Origin of the sequence: uncultured Sphingomonas sp. (genome assembly GCF_964237155.1) — a bacterium.
Classification (GTDB): domain Bacteria; phylum Pseudomonadota; class Alphaproteobacteria; order Sphingomonadales; family Sphingomonadaceae; genus Sphingomonas.
Genome location: NZ_CAXSHH010000009.1, coordinates 57,816 through 74,602 on the forward strand (window position 1 = coordinate 57,816; position 16,787 = coordinate 74,602).

Here is a 16,787-nt window from a genome sequence, read left to right on the forward strand (position 1 = left end):
TAAGGATACCGCCGCCGGAGCATCCCTGCCCCGGCGGCGTTCTCATGTCCGCCTCAGGCCGTCACGGCCCCATGGCAATGCTTGTACTTGCGCCCCGACCCGCAAGGGCAAGGCGAGTTGCGGCTGACCAGGCCTTCCCACGCCGCCGGATCGTCGCCCATGTCCGTCGGCTCGGGCCGGGGGATCGAGAGCGGCGGCAGCTGGGCGCTCACCAGCCCGCGCGCCGCCGCGTCGAGGTCGCGGGTGTCGTCCTCGCCCGTGAACGGGTCGAAATGGCTGGTGATGAAATCGGGCAGCTCGGGCAAAGGCGGCGGCCCGTCGATCCGGAACTGCGCATGCGCGACGGTGCGCGTCACGTCCTCGCGGATCGCGTCGAGCATCCGCGAGAACAGCGCGAACGCCTCCTGCTTATACTCGTTGATCGGCGTCTTCTGCGCGTAGGCGCGAAGGTGAACGACCTGACGAAGCGCGTCGAGCGTCGCCAGATGCTCCTTCCAGTGATGGTCGAGGTTCTGGAGCAGGATCGACTTTTCGACCTGAGTCCAGGTATCCGGATCGAGGTCCGCCGCCTTGGCCGCGACCTGAGCGTCCGCCGCCTCGCGCACGCGCTCCTCGACGATCTCCGGGTCGATCGCCTCCTCCTTCAGCCAGTCGTCGACGGGCAGCTCTAGCGCCAGCACCTCGGCGAAGCGCGCCTTCATGCCCTCCATGTCCCACTGTTCGGGATAGGAGTTGGGCGGGCACGCCTCGCCGACGATGACGTTCACCGTCTCCGCGCGCATATCGACCACCACGTCGCCCACCGCGTCGGCGTCCATGATGTCCGACCGCTGTTCATAGATGACCTTGCGTTGGTCGTTCATCACGTCATCATATTCGACGACCTGCTTGCGCACGTCGTAATTGCGCGCCTCGACCTTCTTCTGCGCGGTCTCGATCGCCTTGGACAGCCACTTCGATCCGATCGCCTCGCCGTCCTCGATGTTGTTGCGCATCATCTTGGCGAACAGCGTATCCGGCCCGAAGATGCGCAGCAGGTCGTCGTCGAGCGACAGGTAGAACCGGCTGAGCCCCGGGTCGCCCTGACGCCCCGACCGCCCGCGCAGCTGGTTGTCGATGCGCCGCGACTCGTGCCGCTCGGTGCCGAGCACGAACAGCCCGCCCGCCGCCAGCACGCGCGCTTTCTCCTCGGCGATTTCGGCACGGATGCGATCGATCGCCGTGTCGCGCTCCGGGCCGCTGGTCAGGGCCGAAAGCTCGTCCTCGATCCGGAACTCGAGGTTGCCGCCCAGCTGAATGTCCGTGCCCCGCCCGGCCATGTTGGTGGCGATCGTCACCACGCTCTCGCGCCCCGCCTGCGCGACGATCCGTGCCTCCTGCTCGTGCTGGCGCGCGTTCAGGACTGAATGCTCGACGCCCTCCTGCACCAGGAAGTCGGACAACAGCTCCGACTTCTCGATCGACACGGTGCCGACCAGCACGGGCTGCCCGCGCTCCGCATGCTCGCGGATCTTCCTGGCGATGGCGCGGAACTTGTCGGGCGTATCCTTGAAGAACTCGTCCTCCTCGTCGACGCGCTTGACGCCGACGTTGGTCGGGATCGTCACCACGTTCATCTTGTAAATGTCGTAGAACTCGGCCGCTTCCGTCGCGGCGGTGCCCGTCATCCCGGACAATTTAGGATACATGCGGAAATAATTCTGGAAGGTGATCGAGGCCATGGTCTGGTTCTCGGGCTCGATCTGCACGCCCTCCTTGGCCTCGACCGCCTGGTGCAGCCCTTCCGACCAGCGCCGGCCGTCCATCATGCGCCCGGTGAACTCGTCGATGATGACGACCTTGCCGTCCTTAACGATGTAATCGGTATCGAGCTTGAACATGACGTTCGCGCGCAGCGACTGGTTCAGATGGTGGACCACCTGCGTGTTCTCGAAATCGTACAGGTTCTGTCCCTGCAACAGCCCGGCGGTCTCGAGCATCCGCTCGACCTTCTCCGTCCCGTCCTCCGTCAGGACGATCGAACGCTGCTTCTCGTCCTTGCTGTAGTCCTCGGGGACCAGCCGCTTCACGACCGCGTCGACCGAGATATACAGCTCCGACTTGTCGTCCGTCGGTCCGGAGATGATCAAGGGCGTGCGCGCCTCGTCGACCAGGATCGAGTCGACCTCGTCGACGATCGCATGCGCGAACGGCCGCTGGACCATCGACGTCCGCTCGTATTTCATGTTGTCGCGCAGGTAATCGAAACCGAACTCGTTGTTCGTGCCGTAGGTGATGTCGGCGGCGTATGCGTCGCGCCGCTGTTCGTCGGTCAAGTTGGGGACGATCACGCCCACCGACATGCCCAGGAAACCGTAGACGCGTCCCATCCACTCGGCGTCGCGCGCGGCGAGATAGTCGTTGACGGTGACGACATGCACCCCGTCGCCCGGCAACGCGTTCAGGTACGTGGCGAGCGTCGCCACCAGCGTCTTGCCCTCGCCGGTCCGCATCTCGGCGATCTCGCCGCGATGGAGGACGATCCCGCCCACCATCTGCACGTCGTAATGCCGCTGGCCGAGCACGCGCCGCGCCGCCTCGCGCACCGTCGCGAACGCCTCGGGCAGCAGGTCGTCGAGCTTGGCCCCGTCGGCCAGCCGCTCGCGGAAGACCGTCGTCCGCCCGGCGAGCTGCTCGTCCGACATGGCCTGGAGCGCGGGCTCGAACCCGGCGATCCTCGCCAGCAGCGGATTCAAGGATTTGACGTATCGGTCGTTGGACGAACCGAACAGCGATTTGGCGAAGCCGCCGAGCATAAGCGTATTCCTATGAATAGTGGCGCGCGCGACCGTGCCGCGCACCGAAGATGATCGAAACCGGAACGAATGGGCCGAAGCCGGACGAGCGAGCGCTATTCGCGCCGTCGTGTCGTCCATAGCCGCGAAGGCGCGGGGCGCGGGTCCGACCGCGCCGCGAGCACAGGCTCGACGACCGCCGCCGACGGCCTGCTCGCCATCAGCACATGCGCATGAGCCCGCGCTCGCTCCGGCGCGACGACGCGCGCGCTGGCGGCGATCACCGCCGTCCCGAGCGGACGCGCGCTTGCCCCCGCGCCGGTAAGCGCGGCGAACAGCGCGGACAGAAGGAGGAGGAGCCTCATCCCCGCTCCGATACCCGCCCGTACCTGTATCGTCCACTAACGGCGCATGGCTGTTCCGCGCCAATCCTGGTCGGCCGTGGCCTCAGGGCGTCAACGTCACGCGCCGGGTGATCCGCTGGACCACGGTCGACGCGACCGGCTTTCCGCCTCGCCTAAGACCCGGGGAGACCTGCATACCAAGCCGGAACGAAGCGCAGGCGTCGCCCTGGGCGGTCGCGAAGCTCGGCATCGTCGCGGTCAGCACGCGGCAGCGGAGCACCTTGCCGTCGCCGTCCAGGCTCAATTCGACCGCGATCTCCATGTCCAGCCTGGTCGCCGTCGTCAGCTCGATCGGGGGCGCGGCCGTTCCGGTAGGCAATGCCCATCGCACGGAGAACTCGAACTTGGACGGCACCCCTTGACCCGCCGCGTCCTTGGCGGGCGTGAACACCACCCGCGTGGTCGCCACCGCGCAGGTCGCCGCGTCGAGCGCGGCGTTGCCGCTCGACGTCCTCACCGCGCAGGACGTGACCTTGCCTGTGCGGTCGATGCCCAGGATCGCGAGCACCCGTCCCTCCGCGCCCGCCCGGAGCGCGCTCGGCGGATAGTCGCTCGGCATGATCCACTGCCCCGGACTCCCGACCGGGACTGGCCGCGATACCTCCTGCGCCGCTACGCCGGAAGCGAGCGCGAGCACCGCGCCGGCCGACATGAAACGCATCCGACTGGTCATTCCCGCCCCCGTCCTGTTCGGTATCACGAAAACACCATGGCCAAACCCGACGCAACCTCACCCAGGATGATCACGTTCCGCCGCACGCGACCCCCCGCGTGGTTCGCGCGTTCCTTGTCCATGCCCACGTCCCCCCACCCCGCCGCCCTGATCACGACGCGCCTCGTCAAGCAAGGGCGCGAGGACGAGTTCGCCCGCTGGGCCGATCGGCTGGACGACGTCGCGGAGCGCGAGGCTGACGTCGCGGGCGTGGTCCGTCTCGAACAGCCGAGCGGCCTGGTTTATGCCGTCCATCGCTTCCGCAGCGTGGAGGATGCCCGCCGTTGGAGGGACGCCCCGGCCCGCCACGCGCTTGATGCCGAAGCGAAGGCCTTCTCCTCGGGATGCAGCCAGCTGGAAGATGGTCGTCGTATCCGGGTTCGTGTGGCGAGCGAGACCGCGGTGCCCAAATGGAAGAACTGGGTCGCCACCTGGGTCGCGGTCTTTCCCCTGCTCCTAATCATGAACGGCCTTTTCGCGCTGCTCCCCTTCAAGCTGCCCCGCATCCTGGAACTCGCGGTCATCTCCCTGATCCTGACGGCGACGCTGACCTGGCTGGTTCTACCGCGCATCCGCAAGTTGTTCCGATCCTGGCTCCTCACCGACGAGCATGGCGGTCTGCGCAAGGATCCAAGTTGATCCCTCGCTTGGCGGCTTGCGGGGGCCGCCCTAAGAGGCGCGCATGACCCGCTCACCGCTCGCCCGGCCCTTTCCCGACCTCCCCGCCATCGCCGGCGCGACCCCGCGCACCGCGCGCGCCGGGTACAAGGATTGGGGTCGCTGCGACCTCAGCTTCGTCGCGCTCGATCCCGGCACGACCGTCGCGGGCGTGCTGACGCAAAGCCGGTGCCCCTCGCCCGAGGTCGATTGGTGCCGAGCCGCCTTGACGCTCGGCCAGGCGCGCGCGCTTGTCGTCAACGCGGGCAACTCCAACGCCTTCACCGGCGCGCGCGGGCGCGAGGCGGTGGAGGCGATCGCCGCGCGCACGGCGCAGGCGCTCGGCTGCCGCCCGTCCGACGTGTTCGTCGCCTCCACCGGCGTGATCGGCGTGCCGTTGCCGATCGACAAGGCGGAGGCCGGGCTCGATCTCGCCTTAGTCGCGCCCCCGTGCGGCTGGCGCGGGATGACGGACGCGATCGGCACCACGGACACCTTTCCCAAGGGCGCGATGACGCGGGCGGTCGTTGATGGCCGCACGGTGACGCTGGTGGGCGTCATCAAGGGATCGGGGATGATCGCCCCCGACATGGCGACGATGCTCGGCTTCATCTTCACCGACGCGGTCGCCGAGCCGGAGTTCCTGCGACGCGCGCTGAGCCACGCCAATGCGCATAGCTTTTCGTGCATCACGGTCGACGGCGATACCTCCACCAGCGATACCGTGCTCGCCTTCGCGACGGGCAAGGCGGGCAACGCCCCGCTCGCCGATGACGACAGCCCCGGTGCCGACGCGTTCCGCGCCGCGCTCGACGACCTGTGCCGCCGCCTCGCGCTGCTCGTGGTCCGCGACGGCGAGGGCGCGACCAAGCTGATCGAGGTGCGCGTGACCGGCGCGGAGAGCGACCGCGGCGCGCACCGGATCGCGCAATCGATCGCCAACTCGCCGCTGGTGAAGACCGCGATCGCCGGCGAGGACGCCAACTGGGGCCGTGTCGTCATGGCGGTGGGCAAGGCCGGCGAACCGGCGGACCGCGACCTGCTGTCGATCCGCTTCGGCGACACGCAGGTCGCGCGCGCGGGCGTCGCGGTCGAAGGCTATGACGAAGCCCCCGTAGCCGCGCATCTTAGGGGGCAGGAGATCGAGATCGGGGTCGATCTCGGCCTGGGCGAGGGCGCGGCCACCATGTGGACCTGCGACCTCACCCACGGCTACATCTCGATCAACGCCGATTACCGAAGCTGATTAATCCAGCGCGGGAGCCAGGTCATTGTTCTCCTCGATGCGCAACATACGGATGTCGCGCACCGAGGGCTGGAACCAGTCGTAGGTTCGCTTGAGTTCCTGCACGACCAGCACGCAATCGACCGCAGTTACGCGATCGTTGCCGAAATAGGTCGAGCCTTGCCGCCAGTCGAACCCGCGTTGCTCGAGCACTCGCCTCACATCGGCATAGGCGTTGCGCCAGGAGGGGTTCGGATAGGTGTTTTCCAGCGTGCTCGTATCCAGATCGAAGACGATGGCGTACATACTGCCCCCACTAGTGGCACGAGCGTCACCGCGACGGTTATGGCCGGCACTGACCTGCATCGTCCGACTCTATGCGACGCGCGACGACTGCGCCAGCTCGCCCTCCAGCCACCCCTTGAGCTGGCTCTTCGGCGCGGCCCCGACCTTGGTTGCGGCGGGGGCGCCGCCCTTGAACAGGATCATCGTCGGGATGCCGCGCACGCCGAACTGGCCCGGCATCTCGGGGTTGTCGTCGATGTTGAGCTTCACGATCGACACTTGACCGCCAAGTTCGTCCGACAGTTCCTCCAGCGACGGCCCGATCATCTTGCACGGCCCGCACCATTCCGCCCAGAAATCGACGAGCACGGGCACGTCCGACTGGAGCACGTCGGCCTGGAAGCTTTGATCGGTCACGGTCTTGGTGGGCATGGATAGAACTCCTGTGAAGTGCTGGACGGCATCTAGGCACACCGGCTCCCGCGCTCAACGACGCGCGGCCTAGCTTTGCTCCACGCCCGCGAAGCGCGGCTTGTGCGCCTCCAGCAGCGCGTCGGGCAGGGCGAACGACACCGGTCCCGCCGTGTAGAGCAACGCCGCCTCGACCGCCCGCCCCGGAAATATCGCCCGGAGCGCGGCGACATAGGCGGCCATCTGGCGCAGGTGATACTCGGGCAGCTCTTCAAGCGTCCTCGGCACGCTCCGCGTCGTCTTGAAATCGACCACGCGCACCAGCGCGTCGTCCACCAGCAACCGGTCCACCGTCCCCGATACGACGCCCCCGTCCACCACCGCCGTGATCGGGGCCTCCGCGAGCGAGTCCGGCCCGAACAGCTCGACGAAGCGCGCGTCCTCCATCACCCGTAGCGCCGCCTCCGCGATCGCCGTCCGCTCCCCCGCATCCTCGACCCGACCCACCGTCTCCAGCCATTGCTCCGCCGCCGCGCGCCGCTTGTCGGGTGGGCAAGGCGGCAACCGTTCGAAGAGCGCATGCATCAACGAGCCCCGCTCGGCCGCCGCGCGCATCGCGTTCGAGGGCGGCGGGTTCGCGACCGCGTCGCCCCCGATCGCCGATGGCGCGAGCGGACGCGGCGGGCGCTGCTCATCGGGCGCGGGTCGCTTGGCCCAGTCGGGCAGCGCCATCGCCAAGCTGGTGTCGCTCCGCTCCATGCCCCGCCGCCGCACGGGCCGCTCGGGGACGGTGCCATGGAACATCCGCTCGCCCCGGGGATCCTCGTCCGCGCTCTCGACGCCCAGCGAGTCGAGCGCGTCCGCCGCCGCCCGGTACCAGCTCATCTGCGGCGGCACGCCCTTCGCGCGGGGGCCGAGCGACCCCGCGATCACCAGCCGCTCCTCCGCGCGCGTCGCGGCGACGTAGAAAAGCCGCCAATGCTCCTCCAGCTCGCGCCGGTCCGCCGCCTCGATCGCCGCGCCCATCGGCCCGCCCCGCTCCGCCGCGCGCGGCCGAAACACTGGCAGCGCCACCCCCAGATCGTCCGCCGTCCAGCGCAGCACGGAGCGCGGCGTCAGCGTCGGGTCGATCGTCGCGTCCGCCAGGATCACCAGCGGCGCCTGCAGGCCCTTCGCCCCATGCGCCGTCATCATACGCACCGCATCGAGCGGCGCGGACGGGTCGCGCACGATCTCCACCTCCCCCCGATCGAACCAGTCGAGGAAGCGCTGCAGCGACGGCGTGGTCGTAGTCTCAAAGGCGAGCGCGGCGTTCAGCAGCTCCTCGATCGGGTCGCGCGCCTCCGCCCCGAGCCGCCGAAGCAGCTTGCGCCGCCCGTCCAGCTCGCCCGACAGCATCTCCTCCAGGAACGCATAGGGCGTCAGCAGGTCCGCTCGCGCCAGCATCGCGCGAAGCGGCGCGATCCGCTCGCGCATGTCCCCCGCCGCCAGGTGTCGCCACAGGCTCCCCGTCCGGTGCACCGACGCCAGCATCAGCTCGTCCTGCGTCCACCCCATCAGCGGCGAGACGAGCAGGCTCGCCAGCGACAGGTCGTCGTCGGGCTGGAGCACGAACCGCACCGCCGCCAGCAGATCCTGCACCGCCAGCGGCGCATTGAGCCGGAGCCGATCGACCCCCGCCACCGGCACGCCCTCCGCATACAACCGCGCGACGAGCAGCGACGCCAGCGTCCCGCGACGCTTGACCAGCACCATCACGTCCTCGGGCCGGAGCGGCCGCCCCTTGGACTCCAGCATCAGCCCGTCGCGCAGCCACCCCTTGATCGCCGCCGCGATCCGCCGGGCGTTCTCGCGCACGGCGTCGTCGATCCACCCCTCCTCGTCCTCGTCGGAGCCGCCATCGATGATCGCCGGCCATAGCGTCACCGTTCCCGGTCCCGGCACCTCGCTACGGTGCGTCTCGGGCGCGTCATACAGCCCTAGCCTGGGCTCCGGGATTACCCCCAGCGCCCGGTCGACGAACTCCAGCACCGGCTTGGTCGAGCGGAAGGACTCGACGAGCGACAGTTGCTGGAACGGCAGCCCGCGATCCTGCTCGGGCATGTCCTCGTCATAAACCTCGCCCGCGCGCCCGCTGAACGACCGCTCCGCCGCCTCGAAATATTTCGGGTCTGTCCCCTGGAAGCCGAAGATCGCCTGCTTGTAGTCGCCCACCGTGAACAAAGTCCGCGTCCGCGGCGCATAGATACCGCGCCCGACGAAGAACTCGTCCACCAGCGCGCGGATGATCCGCCACTGGTCGATGTTGGTGTCCTGCGCCTCATCGATCAGCACATGCTCGGTCACCTGATCGAGCTTGTACCGCACCCACTCGCCGATCCCCGGCTGCTCCAGCAACGCCACCGTCCGCGCGATCAGGTCGTTGAAGTCGACCCCACCCGCCCGCCGCTTCGCCGCAGCATAGGCCCGCGCATAGTCCCGCCCGACCTCCAGCCCGTCCGCGAGGAGGTCGGCATAGCCGCCGCGCGCCAGCCTGCCCTGCACCGACACCGCCCATTCGCCGATCCCGGCCGCGATCTCGTCATAGTCGGGCTCCAGGTCGATCAGCTTCCGGCTCGTCTTCTTGAGCACGCCCTCCTTGGTGAACACGACGGCGCGGATGTCGTCGACATAGGCCAGCCGGACGGCCGGCTCGGACTCCAGCCACCCCGCGACGATCTCCGCGTTCTTAGTACCCGTCGCGGTCCCCCACCGCCTGTTCGCCGCCGCGATCCGCTGCAGCCCATCCTCGTCCACCTCGGCGCACTCCGCCGCCAGCGCCTCGGCGATGTCGCCCGAGGGCAGGTCCAGCGCGCGCCGTAGCCAAGGCCCGACCCCCGACGGCATCTCCTCCAAAGCCGCGCCCACGCGCGCGCACTCGGTCAGGAACTGCTCGGCCCCGCCCTCGCCCAATCGCCGGCTGAGCGCCCCGATCACCGCCACCGGCCGCGTCCGGCCTTCCCGCTCCGCCTGCCCCAGCATCGACGCCAGCGTGTCGCGAAGCAGCACCGCCTCCTCGCGCGCCTCCAGCGGCCGGAAGCCCGGCCCGAGTCCTGCCTCGACCGGGAACGCGGCGAGCAGCCCCTGGCAGAAGCCGTGGATCGTCTGGATGCGGATGCCGCCGCCCGGCGCGTCGAGCACCTTGGCGAACAGCGTCCGCGCCGCCTCCTGCATTTCGGGCGTCGGCCGCTCGCCCAGCGCCGCCAGATCGAGCGCCAAGTCCTTCAGCGGCATCCGCACCCAGGCCGCCAGCCGCCGCCCGATCCGCCCCGCCATCTCCGCCGCGCCCGCCTTGGTGAAGGTCAGCGCCAGGATCGCGCCGGGATCGACCCCGCGCAGCAACAGTCGGAACACCCGCGCGGCGAGCACCTGCGTTTTGCCGGTTCCGGCGGAGGCGGAGAGCCATACGTGCGCGAAAGGGTCCGACGCCGCCCGCTGCGCCCCGTGCAGCGGGGGAAGGTTGCCGATCCGGTCGAAGGTGTCGACGCTCATCCGCGCGCACCTCCTTCCTTCTCACGGCCGTACCATTCGTCGAGACGCATCAGCTGGTCATACTCTGTGTACGGCGCGTACTCGGGCTTCACCTTGGCCTCGAACGGTGCATCGCCCGTAAGCCACTTGCCTGCCGCCTCAGTGAACTGCGCCGCCGCCCGGCCTACGAACTCGTCGGTCCTGACCTTGTCCTTGGCCCCGTCCGGATCGACCGGCGACACGACCTTCCCGAACCCGTCGCGGCTCCTGGCCAGCGACCAATATTCGAACGCTCCGGCCGTGCCCGACACCCCCGGGAACCCGCCCCGCTCGGCGATCACGCCAAGCATCCCCAGCTGCATCGAGAACCCCTCGCGCACCGCCGCGGTCGAGGGCGCCTGCCCCGTCTTGTAGTCGACGATCGCGATCCCGCCGTCCGGCAGCCGGTCGATCCGGTCATACCTGCCGGTCAAGGTCACCCCGCCGATCTCGACGACGCCCTTGCCCTCCGCCTGCCACACGCGCCGGCCACCATCGGCATCCTGGGCGGTGCGCGCCGCGATCCAGTCGATCGCCTCCATCAACCGCGGCGACCACAACGCCCGGATCAACGGATGCGTCAGCTCGTCCGACATCAGCGCCCGCGCCCGCGCCGGGAGCAGCGCCGGGTCGGCCGCGTCATGCCGCCACCATTCCTCCAGGATCAGGTGCACGGCCGTCCCCCGCCAAGCCGCGCTCGGATCTGCGTCGACCGGCTCCATCGGCATGAGCCCCAGCACCCGCCGCGCGTAGAACGCGTAAGGATCGGCCTTTAGTCGGTCCACTTCCGTCACGGAAATCCGGATCGGCCGCAGTTCCGCAGGCGGCGTCGGCGCGGGCCGGTCGACGGGCAGGTGCTCGCCCGGATCGTCGAGCGCCTCCGCCCACGCCTCCAGATCGCGCGCCCGCTCGAACCGCTCCCCCGCCAATGCCTCCAGCCTGAGCCAAAAGCGCGAAGCCAATGTCGGCGACTTCGCGTCTCGCCGGCTCCGCGTCATCAACGCCTCGGGCGCGCCCAGCGCCTGCCCGAAATCATGCGCCGCCACCCCCACCCGCCGCTCCAGCCCTGGCAGTCCGAGCTCTTGCCGGATGCGCGGCGCGAGCCACGGGTCGGGCGCGGGCGTCCCCGGCCAGACGCCCTCGTTCAGCCCGCCCAGGATCATGAGGTCGGCCGACTGCAGCCGCCCCTCGATCTGTCCATAGATGGCGAGGCGCGGATGCCCCCCGAATGGCGGCCGCACAGCCTGCTCGTCGAGCAGCGTCCTGAGCAACGGCGCGAGCCCCTCCGGATCGATCAGCCTCGGCCCGACCCCGCTCTCGCGCTCCAGGTCGCTCAGGAACTCGGCCGCGCACCGCCCCGCCGGTCTCGCCCACAACGCATCGCCGCACAAGCCGTCCGCCGCCTCGCGCAGGCACGCGATCAGCCCGCCCATCGGCTGAGGTCCTTGCGAGTAGGTCTTCGACACCGGCGCGAGCAGCTCGCAAGCCTCCGGCCACCAGGCGAGGGCCAACGCCCGCGCGCCGTTCTTCTCCCTCTCCCCTCTGGGGAGAGGGTCGGGGAGAGGGGTTGAGTCGAAGTCAGGCGTTCGCGTCTGGTACAGCCCCTCTCCCCGACCCTCTCCCCGCAAGCGGGGAGAGGGAGACTCCGTAGCCGCTCCGCCCGGTACATGGTCGTCGGCCAGATACGCCGCCAGCCCGTCCAGTCCCGGCGCGGGCCGTGGTCCTCGCAGCACCGCGTCGAGCGCGCGCACCCCGCGCAGCCATTCCACCCGCCGCTCGCCCGCCCGCACCAGCGGATGCTTGAGCAATGTCAGCAGCGTCAGCGGCGGCCAACGCTGCGCCGCCGCCTCCGCCAACGCGAGCAGTAGCGTCCCCGGCGGCAGCAGCGCCAGTGGACGCCCCGCCGAATCGTCGATCGCGATCCCCCAACGCCGGCAATGCGCGCCCACCCGCGTCGCCAGCGCCCGGTCGGGGGTGATCAGCGCCGCCGTCCGGCCGGGCATCTCCACCGCCTCGCGCAGCGCCAGCGCGATCCCCTGCGCCTCGGCCGCCAGCGTCGGGAACTCCGCCGCCGAGACGCCCGTCAGCCGCCGATCCTCCGACCGGAGCGCGCTCCATTTCCCCGTCGCCTCGGCGGGGGCGAGCGCGCTGGTGATCGCCCGGCCCCGCGCGACGCTCGCGTCATGGTCGCTCCCGTCGCGCCATCGCCGGACCTCGGCACGCGCGACGCCCATCCGGTCGAGCAGGAACTTCAGGTGGAACTGCGGATGCGTCTCGATCGACCGCTTGGCCCGCCCGCCGTCGGGACCGGGCGCGTGCGGCCCAAGCGCATCCCACTCGTCATCGGGCACGCGCATGTCGACGCCCGCCATCACCACCAGCCCGCGCCGCATCCCCGCCACGCTCCTGAGCAGCCGCGCGACCGCCGGGGCCGAATCGGTCACCCCCGCCGCGCACACGAAGCCGACGGGCGGCTCCTCGCGCCACCGCTCCGCCAGCCGGTCGATCACGCGCGCGCGCCGATCGGCGGCGTCGATCATCCCCATCGCCTCGAGCTCGTCCGGCCAGCGATCGAGGATCGTCTCGAACAGCTGGAGCGACCGTTGCCAATGCTCCGACAGCTCGGGCGCGAGGTCGATGGTGTACAGCCGCTTGGGGTCGACCTCCTCCACGATCAGCTGGTCGAGCGTGCGGGCCAGCTCCCCCGCCAACCGCACCGCCTCGCCGGTCTCGATCGCGGCGCCCGCCGCCGCGCGCTCCTCCGCGATCAGCCGCGCCAGCATCATCCGTCGCCGCATCGGCGGGACCGCGGGCGGGATCGGTTCCGCCTCGACCGGATCGAGCGCCGCGCCGACCCCCTCGCCCAGGTCGGGATCACCCAGCGCCACCAGCCGAGGCAGCAGCAGCGCCCCCCCGCTCGCGCGCACGAACGCGTCGGTGATCGCGCGCACCGACCGGTTGTTGGGCAGCAGCACGATCCCGCGCGCCACCGCCATCGGCTCGCCACCGAACCTACGCATCAGCCCCGCGACCAGCGCGTCGGAGAACGCCCGGTGGTCCGGGATGGTGTAGACGTTCAGGCGCCCCGCTTCGCCCTTCGACAAGCCCTCAGCCATGCGCGATCATCGCCTCCGTGCGCGGGATCGCCTCGGGCGTCCCCACATCGAACCACATGCCCTGATGGACGACGCCGTACGCCCGCCCCGCCGCGATCGCGCGCTCCCAGAACAGCATCGTCGAGAACGGCCCCTCGGGCGCGCCTCGGATCAGCCGGGGGTGAATCATCTGCACGCCCGTGAACACGAACGGCGCGCTCGTCCCGGCCTTGCGCCGTCGGGTGATCCGCCCGTCGGCGGCCATGTGGAAATCGCCCTGCCCCCGGAAATTGTTCGCGCGGGCAAGCGGCACCATCAGCAGCAACGCGTCCATCGCGTCGTCGTCCCACCGGTTCGCCAGCAGCCTGACCGCGTCGACCGGCCCGTCGACCCACAGATTGTCGCTGTTCGCGACCAGCACCGGCTCGTCGCCCAGCAGGTGGCGCGCCTGGACCAGCCCGCCCCCGGTCTCCATCAACCGCGCGCGCTCGTCGGACACGACCACCTCCAGCCCCGGCACGTTGGCCGCGAGATGCGCCTCCAGCATATCCGCCAGATAATGGACGTTGACCACCGCCCGCTCGACGCCGCCCGCGCGCAACCGGTCGAACACGTGATCGATCAACGCGCGCCCCGCCACCTCGACCAGCGGCTTGGGCCGCGTCGCCGTCAGCGGTCGCATCCGCGTCCCCAACCCCGCCGCCATCACCATCGCGGTGCGCGGCACGCGGCCGCCGGGATCGAGCCGGAGCGCCAGCGCCCCGCTCACGAAGCCGCCATCATCGGGTCGCCGCGACGCGCGGCAGGCACGTTCGCGTCGAACCAGCGCCGCACCGGCTCCAGCACCGGCTCCGCCAGGTCGCGCTCCAGATAGGCCCACACGCGCGGACACAACGCCGCGTACCGAGCCTTTCCGTCGCGCTTCCACAACCGCGTGAAGATGCCGACGATCTTCGCGTTCCGCTGCGCGCCGAGCACATGGTACGCGCGCATGAAATCCTCGCCCGCCCCCGTCGCCGCGACATACCGCGCGAGCATCGCCGTCTCCAGCGCGGGCGCGACGTCCCGCCGCGCGTCCTTCAGCAGCGACACGAGATCGTACGCCGGATGCCCCGCCAACGCGTCCTGGAAATCGAGCAGCCCCAGCCCGTCCTTGACGAGCATCAGGTTCTCCGCGTGATAATCGCGCAGCACCGTCACCGTCTCGCCTGCGAGCGCATGTTCGAACACCGCGTCCCAGGCCGCGCGATACCCGTCGCGATCGACCGGCAACCCCACCGCCGGGCAGTACCAATCCACCAGCAGGTCCGCCTCGCGCCGCAGCACGGCGCGGTCATAAGGCGCGAACGGCCCAGCCGGATGCGTACGCAGCTCGGCGAGCACGTCCACCGCCGCCTCGTACAGCGCCGCCTCCCGCCCGGGCTCGGCGTCGGCGACCTCGCGCAATCGCGCATCCCCGAAATCCTCGAGCAGCACCAATCCTCGACCCAAATCCGATGCCAGCACCGCCGGGGCGCCGAAACCCCGCTCCGCGAGCCACCCGCCGACCGCCAGGAACGGTCGGGGATCCTCCTCGGGCGGCGGCGCGTCCATCAGCACGGCCCGCTCCGCCCCCCGCGCCACCCGGAAATACCGCCGGAACGACGCATCCCCCGCCAGCGGCATGATAGCCGCCCCACCCCACCCGGCGCTGTCGAGAAAGGCGGCGGCGCCCGCCGGCGGGGTCATGTCGGCCATCGCCGCTCCCAAGCCGCCGGTGCCACCCAAGTCAACCCGCGCGCGCCGTCCTCCTCGATCGACAGGGTGAGCCGCAGCGCCCCGGGCCAGGCTTCCGCCCCCGCGCGCTCCGGCCACTCGACGACCAGCACCGAGTCGGCGAGCGCCTCTTCAAGCCCCAGTTCCTCCACCTCGTTAGGATGATCGAGCCGGTACAGGTCCACATGCACCACCGGCACCCGCACTTCCGGCGGCGCATAAGGCTGCACGATCGCGAACGAAGGCGAAGGCGCTTCCCCTTGAAGTCCCATTGCCCGCAAAAGACCCCGCGCCATGCTCGTCTTCCCCGCCCCCAGCGGCCCCGACAAGGCGATCACGTCCCCCGCCCGCACGACGGCCGCCAGCGAGGCGCCCAAGGCCTCCGTCGCCTGTGCATCCGCAAGCCTCACTTTCTCCCTTTCCCCGCGAACGGCGAGAGGGAGACACGAGTCCCTCACCGCCTCGGCAACTCCACCGTCACCAACGTCCCCTCGCCCGGTTCGCTCACCAACACGATCTCCCCGCCATGCGCCTCGACGAACTGCTTCGCCAGCGGCAGCCCCAGCCCGAGCGCCCGCTCGCCGCCGGGCTGCATCCCCGGCTCGGCGAACCGCTCGAACGCCGCGCCCGCCGCCGCCTCGTCCATCCCCGGCCCGTTGTCCGATACCACGATCCGCGCGCGCAGCGCGTTCCCGTCGGCATGGAGCAACACGCGCCCGCCTTCCGGCGTCGCCGCGACCGCGTGGCGCAGCAGATGCTCGACCACTTCGCGCAGTCGCCGCGCATCGCCCGTCACGCGCCCCGTCGACCGCGCGACCTCGACCGCGAAATCGAGCTTGCGCCGCTTGGCCGCAGGCGACACGGTCTCCGCCGCCTCGCGCATGACCTCGGCCAGGTCGACATCGTCCCGCTCGATCCCGTTCTCCGCCGCGTCCCTGGTCAGGTCGAGCACGTCGTCGATCAGCAGCCCCAGCCGCTCGACCGAATCCAGGATCGCCTCGATATACGCTTCCCCCTCGCTCGTCAGCTTGCCCGCATAACCCCCATGCAGCATCTCCGCGAAGCCGCTGATCGACGTGAGCGGCGTGCGCAGCTCGTACGACATGTTCGCGACGAACGCCGTCTTGACCCGGTCCGATGCCTCCAGCGCCTCCGCCCGATCACGCAAGGCGCGCTCGATCTTCCGGCTGTCGGAGATGTCGAGCATCGTGAACAGCGCGTTGCCGTCGGGCAGCGGCACGGCGGCGAACTCGAAATGCCGACCGTCCGCGAACGCCACGCGGCCACCGCGCTGCTGTCTCTCGCCCGTCGCCGACCGCACCAGCTCCCCGATCAGCGTCGCCCGCGCCGGGGTGGCCAGGCGCGACGACGCCGCCTGCGCGAAGGCATCGACCCGCGGATGGCTGCCCAGGAATTCCTCCTCGAACCCCCACAACGCCCGGAACCGCGTGTTCCACAATTGCAGCCGGCCGTCCGACCCGAACACCCCGATCGCCTCGAACAGGTTGTCGAACGTCGCCGCCCGCACGCGGAGCAGGGTATCGCGCGCGCTCGCCAGCTGCACCTGCTCCGTCCGGTCCTCGAAGATCAGCAGCAGCCCGCCATCGGGAAGCGGCTGCGCGACGACCCGCAGATGGACGCCTCCCGACAGATGCCACGCCTCCTCCGCCTGGCCGTGGGCGGCCGTGAACCACTCGCGCCGTTCCGCCTTCCATCCGGGAAAGTCGCGGACTTCGGGCAACCGGTTGGCCTCGCGCATCCGTTCCAGCACCCGGTCGAACTCGGGCCGGTCGGCGAGCCATTCGGTCCGCATGGCGAACATGCGCCGGAACGGCTGATTGCAGAATACCAGGCTCCGGTCCGCCCCGAACTGCGCGACCCCCGCCGACAACCGGTCGAGCATCGCGCGCTGCGCCTCGG

The 16,787-nt window shown here is 70.3% G+C and carries 13 protein-coding genes; 2 read left to right on the plus strand and 11 right to left on the minus strand.

Annotated features, from left to right (window positions below):
• Window positions 1–53: 53 nt before the first annotated feature.
• The 3 genes from secA to ACFE71_RS04000 all read right to left on the minus strand — a co-directional run bounded on the left by secA (window position 54) and on the right by ACFE71_RS04000 (window position 3,851).
• A complete protein-coding gene (secA, locus tag ACFE71_RS03990) occupies window positions 54–2,795 on the minus strand; it encodes a preprotein translocase subunit SecA (protein WP_375427517.1) in 2,742 nt (913 codons plus the stop codon).
• A 95-nt stretch (window positions 2,796–2,890) separates the two neighbouring features.
• Window positions 2,891–3,139, minus strand: coding sequence for a hypothetical protein (locus ACFE71_RS03995; RefSeq protein ID WP_375427518.1), 249 nt, complete (start codon window positions 3,137–3,139; stop codon window positions 2,891–2,893).
• A gap of 82 nt (window positions 3,140–3,221) precedes the next feature.
• Window positions 3,222–3,851 carry an energy transducer TonB gene (locus tag ACFE71_RS04000; RefSeq protein ID WP_375427519.1) on the minus strand — a complete coding sequence of 210 codons (630 nt, stop codon included), beginning with the start codon at window positions 3,849–3,851 and terminating at the stop codon, window positions 3,222–3,224.
• 120 nt (window positions 3,852–3,971) lie between these two features.
• On the opposite strand from ACFE71_RS04000, the gene ACFE71_RS04005 reads away from it, so the two are divergent.
• Together ACFE71_RS04005 and argJ are read left to right on the plus strand one after the other, a co-directional pair.
• The gene (locus tag ACFE71_RS04005; RefSeq protein ID WP_375427520.1) at window positions 3,972–4,529 is read left to right on the plus strand and encodes a hypothetical protein; all 558 of its coding nucleotides are present in this window, start codon (window positions 3,972–3,974) and stop codon (window positions 4,527–4,529) included.
• A gap of 43 nt (window positions 4,530–4,572) precedes the next feature.
• The gene (gene argJ, locus ACFE71_RS04010) at window positions 4,573–5,793 is read left to right on the plus strand and encodes a bifunctional glutamate N-acetyltransferase/amino-acid acetyltransferase ArgJ (protein WP_375427521.1); all 1,221 of its coding nucleotides are present in this window, start codon (window positions 4,573–4,575) and stop codon (window positions 5,791–5,793) included.
• Here argJ and ACFE71_RS04015 read toward each other — a convergent pair whose 3' ends face one another.
• From ACFE71_RS04015 to ACFE71_RS04050, 8 genes are all read right to left on the minus strand, one after another.
• Complete coding sequence (locus ACFE71_RS04015; protein WP_375427522.1) at window positions 5,794–6,078, minus strand: virulence factor; 285 nt, start codon at window positions 6,076–6,078, stop codon at window positions 5,794–5,796.
• A 69-nt stretch (window positions 6,079–6,147) separates the two neighbouring features.
• Window positions 6,148–6,489, minus strand: coding sequence for a thioredoxin (gene trxA / locus ACFE71_RS04020; protein WP_375427523.1), 342 nt, complete (start codon window positions 6,487–6,489; stop codon window positions 6,148–6,150).
• A 69-nt stretch (window positions 6,490–6,558) separates the two neighbouring features.
• The gene (addA, locus tag ACFE71_RS04025) at window positions 6,559–9,999 is read right to left on the minus strand and encodes a double-strand break repair helicase AddA (RefSeq protein ID WP_375427524.1); all 3,441 of its coding nucleotides are present in this window, start codon (window positions 9,997–9,999) and stop codon (window positions 6,559–6,561) included.
• Window positions 9,996–13,133 (minus strand): double-strand break repair protein AddB, encoded by a 3,138-nt coding sequence (gene addB / locus ACFE71_RS04030; RefSeq protein ID WP_375427525.1) that lies wholly within the window; start codon window positions 13,131–13,133, stop codon window positions 9,996–9,998. Before addB ends, addA begins: the two co-directional genes overlap by 4 nt.
• Window positions 13,126–13,824, minus strand: a complete 699-nt coding sequence (locus ACFE71_RS04035) for a nucleotidyltransferase family protein (protein ID WP_375427532.1) — start codon at window positions 13,822–13,824, stop codon at window positions 13,126–13,128. Before ACFE71_RS04035 ends, addB begins: the two co-directional genes overlap by 8 nt.
• A gap of 53 nt (window positions 13,825–13,877) precedes the next feature.
• A complete protein-coding gene (locus tag ACFE71_RS04040; protein ID WP_375427533.1) occupies window positions 13,878–14,840 on the minus strand; it encodes an aminoglycoside phosphotransferase family protein in 963 nt (320 codons plus the stop codon).
• Window positions 14,837–15,277, minus strand: coding sequence for a tRNA (adenosine(37)-N6)-threonylcarbamoyltransferase complex ATPase subunit type 1 TsaE (tsaE, locus tag ACFE71_RS04045; protein ID WP_375427526.1), 441 nt, complete (start codon window positions 15,275–15,277; stop codon window positions 14,837–14,839). The genes ACFE71_RS04040 and tsaE overlap by 4 nt, the downstream gene beginning before the upstream one ends.
• A gap of 44 nt (window positions 15,278–15,321) precedes the next feature.
• Window positions 15,322–16,787: PAS-domain containing protein (locus tag ACFE71_RS04050; protein ID WP_375427527.1), on the minus strand; the 1,466-nt coding region annotated here is incomplete at its 5' end.

Excerpts from the sequence above, each read along its gene's own strand:
- ACFE71_RS04005 (WP_375427520.1), top strand. The coding sequence starts at position 3,972 with ATGCCCACGTCCCCCCACCCCGCCGCCCTGATCACGACGCGCCTCGTC.
- ACFE71_RS04040 (WP_375427533.1), bottom strand. The coding sequence starts at position 14,840 with ATGACCCCGCCGGCGGGCGCCGCCGCCTTTCTCGACAGCGCCGGGTGG.
- secA (WP_375427517.1), bottom strand. The coding sequence starts at position 2,795 with ATGCTCGGCGGCTTCGCCAAATCGCTGTTCGGTTCGTCCAACGACCGA.
- addA (WP_375427524.1), bottom strand. The coding sequence starts at position 9,999 with ATGAGCGTCGACACCTTCGACCGGATCGGCAACCTTCCCCCGCTGCAC.
- argJ (WP_375427521.1), top strand. The coding sequence starts at position 4,573 with ATGACCCGCTCACCGCTCGCCCGGCCCTTTCCCGACCTCCCCGCCATC.
- ACFE71_RS04000 (WP_375427519.1), bottom strand. The coding sequence starts at position 3,851 with ATGACCAGTCGGATGCGTTTCATGTCGGCCGGCGCGGTGCTCGCGCTC.
- ACFE71_RS03995 (WP_375427518.1), bottom strand. The coding sequence starts at position 3,139 with ATGAGGCTCCTCCTCCTTCTGTCCGCGCTGTTCGCCGCGCTTACCGGC.
- ACFE71_RS04035 (WP_375427532.1), bottom strand. The coding sequence starts at position 13,824 with ATGGTGATGGCGGCGGGGTTGGGGACGCGGATGCGACCGCTGACGGCG.
- addB (WP_375427525.1), bottom strand. The coding sequence starts at position 13,133 with ATGGCTGAGGGCTTGTCGAAGGGCGAAGCGGGGCGCCTGAACGTCTAC.
- trxA (WP_375427523.1), bottom strand. The coding sequence starts at position 6,489 with ATGCCCACCAAGACCGTGACCGATCAAAGCTTCCAGGCCGACGTGCTC.
- ACFE71_RS04015 (WP_375427522.1), bottom strand. The coding sequence starts at position 6,078 with ATGTACGCCATCGTCTTCGATCTGGATACGAGCACGCTGGAAAACACC.